Origin of the sequence: Photobacterium sp. SP02 (assembly GCF_038519165.1) — a bacterium.
GTDB classification, from domain to species: Bacteria; Pseudomonadota; Gammaproteobacteria; order Enterobacterales; family Vibrionaceae; genus Photobacterium; species Photobacterium halotolerans.
In genome coordinates, this window is the sequence record NZ_JASJOJ010000120.1 from 1 (window position 1) to 4,043 (window position 4,043).

Genomic DNA, 4,043 nt, shown 5'->3' on the forward strand with positions numbered 1-4,043 from the left:
CGGAAAGGTGAGCAAAAGCGTTCATCTTGAGTCCGGAATGGGTGTTCACGTTAAACCAGAATAGGTGTTCACATTGGACCGGAATGAGTGTTCAGCATGGACCGGAATACGCACATGTGGTCTACCAAAGCTTGAACTCTGTCGATCATTGCTTTCACTAAACCCTGACGGTCGACTTCAAGCAAACCATAAGCATCACAAAACTGCCTGGCTCTTATCGACTGAGATTCTAAGTCACCCATTGCATCATATTCATGGGTTTTGAATGGAGCCCAGCAGTACAAAGCATAAGCGATATCCCAAACCCTCGGTGCTGGATGCGCAGTATCAAAATCAATTATACCCACTGTTTCTGAGCCAATCAGAGAAACATTATAAGGTGCATAGTCTCCGTGACAGATAACTTCAGCGGGTTCTCGGCCTGGAAGCATCCACTCCATTGGTTTGTTCGAATGCTTTGATAAAAACGAACTAGATGCATCATGGTATAAGCGAAGAAGTTTAGCAGCAGAAGTCAGTGCTTCAGTCGTAGCGATATTACCTTTCAGCGGATAATTGAAAACGTCGCCTTCGACGTAAGACAATATTTCATTATTTTTTTCGTCGAAACCGTAAGGCTTGGGCGCGGCATTAAAGCCGTTTTCGGCAATATGCGACAACAACGAATGTACAGTTTCAGACCACTTGCCACGTGGTCGATAAATCTTATTATCAGAGCGGAATATCTGACCTTCGCGCCCACCTTGAAGCTCTTCCATCAATATCCTTATGTGTAATTTGTATTGTGCTTATAACGCCCGCCTCAGGGGCTGGCAACGCTATGCGTTGACAGTCCCTCATGAGGTGCTTGTTCGCACACACGCGGCTACATCATGCACTCTGTCGCCGTTTTCGCTTGCGCAACGCCTTTTTCGATGATTGCCAATACTTGATCATTCTTCACTGAAGACACGATTTTATCGAGCAAATTTTCTGCTGTCGCCTCAGAAGAAACATCAACTAAGCAACTGTAAGCGTTAGAAACTTTATCGGTTGCAGCTGCAACCGCCTGATGGTCAGTGAAATCGGTGTTGATCAATGTGTCTATCGACTGAGTAAAATCTTGAGCCTTTTGGGTCGCATCACCAAACACTTCAAGATTGAGATTGTTCAAATCAAGCGAATCGGCTTTCTGCTGCAGACTATCGACGGCTTTGTTCGCTGCTGCTTGAGCCTCATCAATCGCTTTACTCGCATCATCACAACCCACTAAAGCGAGCATTAAAGTCAAGGTGATTACTGATTTTTTCATCTTAAGCCTCTGAGTGAAAAAGAGATACCGATACTAAACGAAGGCTTAGAAGCAATGAACAAAAATACCGTAACAGGATGCGATCATCACTTACTGGCTGTGTGTGCTAATGAATGACATGGACTCCTCCTTCATCAGGTTTCGCCCCACTTGGCTTGTCTGATCCTGTAACTACCGGGCCATCATCAACGACTTCAGGCTGAAGGAAAACCGAACAAAGTGGCGATTATCGCCTGTGTCAGGAAGATGATTGCCATCCTCAATGCGATGCTTCGGGATGGCGTCCGACGGGGGAGAAAAAACGGCGTTAATTTAAGGATTGACGCCATAGTTGTTTGTTAGGCATATTTAATGTGGCCCAAACGCCCAATTATGTGCAGCCCAGAACTCTCCGTTTTTACTGAAATCACTATATTTAGTTAACGAAGCATGTAACTGAGCAGGTACCACATAGTTGTAATACATGCTTTTTGGAAGCTCAAGCAAGGAATATTGACAAGGAACAGCGAAAGTCTGAATATCTTCCGCATTATATTTATCTAACAATTCACTCACAGCCACGCTCGGTAAGTCAGCTATAAATGTCATTGATTTTCCACTAATATTGTCAGAGTAAATATCAAATGCCTTACTATCAATACCTTCACAGTAACTCGGTTTACCACTTTGTGTTGGATGGGTAATTAATACATAGTTCCGCAGCATCTCTGGGAGCTTTGATATTTCTACAGTTAAATAACGTTCCTTGTACAGATATGCCAATATTTTTGTTGCTTCTTCAAGTTGGCGAGCTTTAGCTTCCAAGGCGTCTGATTTAGCCTTGTTATACAATTTTGCATCTTCGGATTCAGAGCCATTGCTATATTTTTTATAATACCCTTTAGCATCTAAGCTTATACATTTGAATAAAACCTCCTCCCCAGCACATAGTTTTTTCAGAATATCTAATATCACAATATCACTATCAATGATCATACCACTCTCAATCCTTAACTTCTTAGAGTGTGAATCTAGATATTTTGCTTTGACCTTCAGTTTAATAGGGCTATCAACCTTCACAACAGCTCCCAGTGAACCAAGGAAAACAATTGCTGGCTCCCAATCAGGTTGGAAGCAAAGCCAACCAAAAGATAAAATCAAAACGACTAAACTTAAAATAAACAAGCTTTACTCCTTACTAGATATGCCTAACGAATGACATGGACTCCCCCTACTCAGACTTTGCCACACTTGGAAAGTCTGACTTAGTAATCGTCGGAGGCCACCATGTCACCATCTATCTATGGCATTGATTTAGCCAAACATAGCTTCAGTATCCACGGTGAGGATCATCAAGGCAAGGTATTGATCCACAAAACAATATCGCGGTCTAAAGTCCTTGAAACTTTTGCCAATATTCCACCGGCCATCATCGGGATGTAAGCCTGCGGTGCTTCACATTATTGGGCGCGTGAACTGGCGAAGCTCGGCCATACGCCAAAGATTATGGCGTCGAAGTATGTGGCACCTTTCAGAACCGGTGCCAAAAACGATCTCAATGACACCTTTGCCATTTGCACAGCTGTCATCCGCCCTTCAACACGCTTCGTCCGGATCAAATCGGCCGACCAGCAAGCGATTTGCTCCTGCATCGTGCGCTTGATCATTGGGTCCATGAACGAACGGCATTACTGAATCAAATTCGCGCCATGCTGGCCGAGTTCGGCATTATCGCGCCGAAAGGACGCCACGCATTACAAACCGCTATCCCTGAAGCGCTTGAAGATGGTGACAACCCACTCCCGGATCTCGTCAGAGCGATCATTTCAGACTGTTTCGGGCACTTACTCATTCTGAATCAACGTATTGCAGACCAAGAACAATGCTTCGATATGCTGGTTTCCCGCAGCCGCCAGGCAAAGAAAATCATGAAAGTTGCTGGCATTGGACCAATCACAGCCACTGCGGTTATCGCCAGTATCGGTAAAGGCGAGCAATTCGATAAAGGACTGGATTTCGCCGCCTGGCTCGGGTTGGTTCCCAGCCAGTATTCAACCGGTGGTAAGCCAAGGCTCGACGCATTACCAAAAAAGCGACCGATATCTGCGGACACCTCTTGGTTCATGGTGCGCGTGCTGTGATCGCCAGTCTCGGCGATAAAACTGACCGACTCAGCTTGTGGTGCAAAAGTTTGGTCGAACACCGTGGCTTTAAACGGGCGATTGTCGCACTGGCGGCAAAGAACGCTCGGATCATTTGGTCGCTGCTGAGAAACGAGACTGAGTACCAAACGATTTAAAACGGAACCACTTATTTCACCGGGTCATTGCAATAGCCAATAATGGTGTAAGGTTCAGACCTTTTGCGGGAAAACCTGATAGCGCGGCGGGCACTTTCGATGCCGTCTAACGAATGAGGAACCGCAACCGCGTAGTGTCATCAGGGTCATGGCATCAATGCCAATAAACAGACTGAATGTAGAGCGGCAGTCCCAAACCTTGCATTACCTGACGCTGTTGTTGACAACCGGGGGAGTCCATGTAGCCGCATTAAGGTGTGAGCAACGCAACCACGAAACCTGAATATTGCACCGTAAAAACGAACCCCAACGATGGAATGAAAAATGCCAAGCGTTGGGAAGGTAGTGTTCAAAGTTTTGTGTCTTTTCCTACACTTCCTAAAAACGGGGGGAGACACATCATGGCTGATAAATACGAAATTGATATCCAGGCATTCGCCAAAGCGCTGCAGTCCGGGCAAAACCTCAATGGCA

4 protein-coding genes and 1 pseudogene are annotated in these 4,043 nt (G+C 45.5%); 2 read left to right on the forward strand and 3 right to left on the reverse strand.

The window, feature by feature from the left end; translation table 11 throughout:
* Positions 1-68: 68 nt before the first annotated feature.
* The 3 genes from P0Y67_RS22295 to P0Y67_RS22305 all read right to left on the reverse strand — a co-directional run bounded on the left by P0Y67_RS22295 (position 69) and on the right by P0Y67_RS22305 (position 2,455).
* Positions 69-758, reverse strand: coding sequence for an aminoglycoside phosphotransferase family protein (locus P0Y67_RS22295; RefSeq protein ID WP_342393650.1), 690 nt, complete (start codon positions 756-758; stop codon positions 69-71).
* Positions 759-865: 107 nt separating this feature from the next.
* Positions 866-1,291, reverse strand: coding sequence for a hypothetical protein (locus P0Y67_RS22300; RefSeq protein WP_337111717.1), 426 nt, complete (start codon positions 1,289-1,291; stop codon positions 866-868).
* Between the two features lie 348 nt (positions 1,292-1,639).
* The gene (locus P0Y67_RS22305; RefSeq protein ID WP_342393651.1) at positions 1,640-2,455 is read right to left on the reverse strand and encodes a hypothetical protein; all 816 of its coding nucleotides are present in this window, start codon (positions 2,453-2,455) and stop codon (positions 1,640-1,642) included.
* 102 nt (positions 2,456-2,557) lie between these two features.
* Here P0Y67_RS22305 and P0Y67_RS22310 point away from each other — a divergent pair.
* A pseudogene (locus tag P0Y67_RS22310) lies at positions 2,558-3,569 on the forward strand (IS110 family transposase).
* Between the two features lie 257 nt (positions 3,570-3,826).
* On the forward strand, positions 3,827-4,043 hold a 217-nt coding region (locus P0Y67_RS22315), incomplete at its 3' end, for a hypothetical protein (protein WP_342393652.1).

Bases quoted from the DNA above. Each gene is read 5' to 3' on its own strand.
- P0Y67_RS22295 (WP_342393650.1), bottom strand. From the start codon at position 758: ATGGAAGAGCTTCAAGGTGGGCGCGAAGGTCAGATATTCCGCTCTGAT.
- P0Y67_RS22300 (WP_337111717.1), bottom strand. From the start codon at position 1,291: ATGAAAAAATCAGTAATCACCTTGACTTTAATGCTCGCTTTAGTGGGT.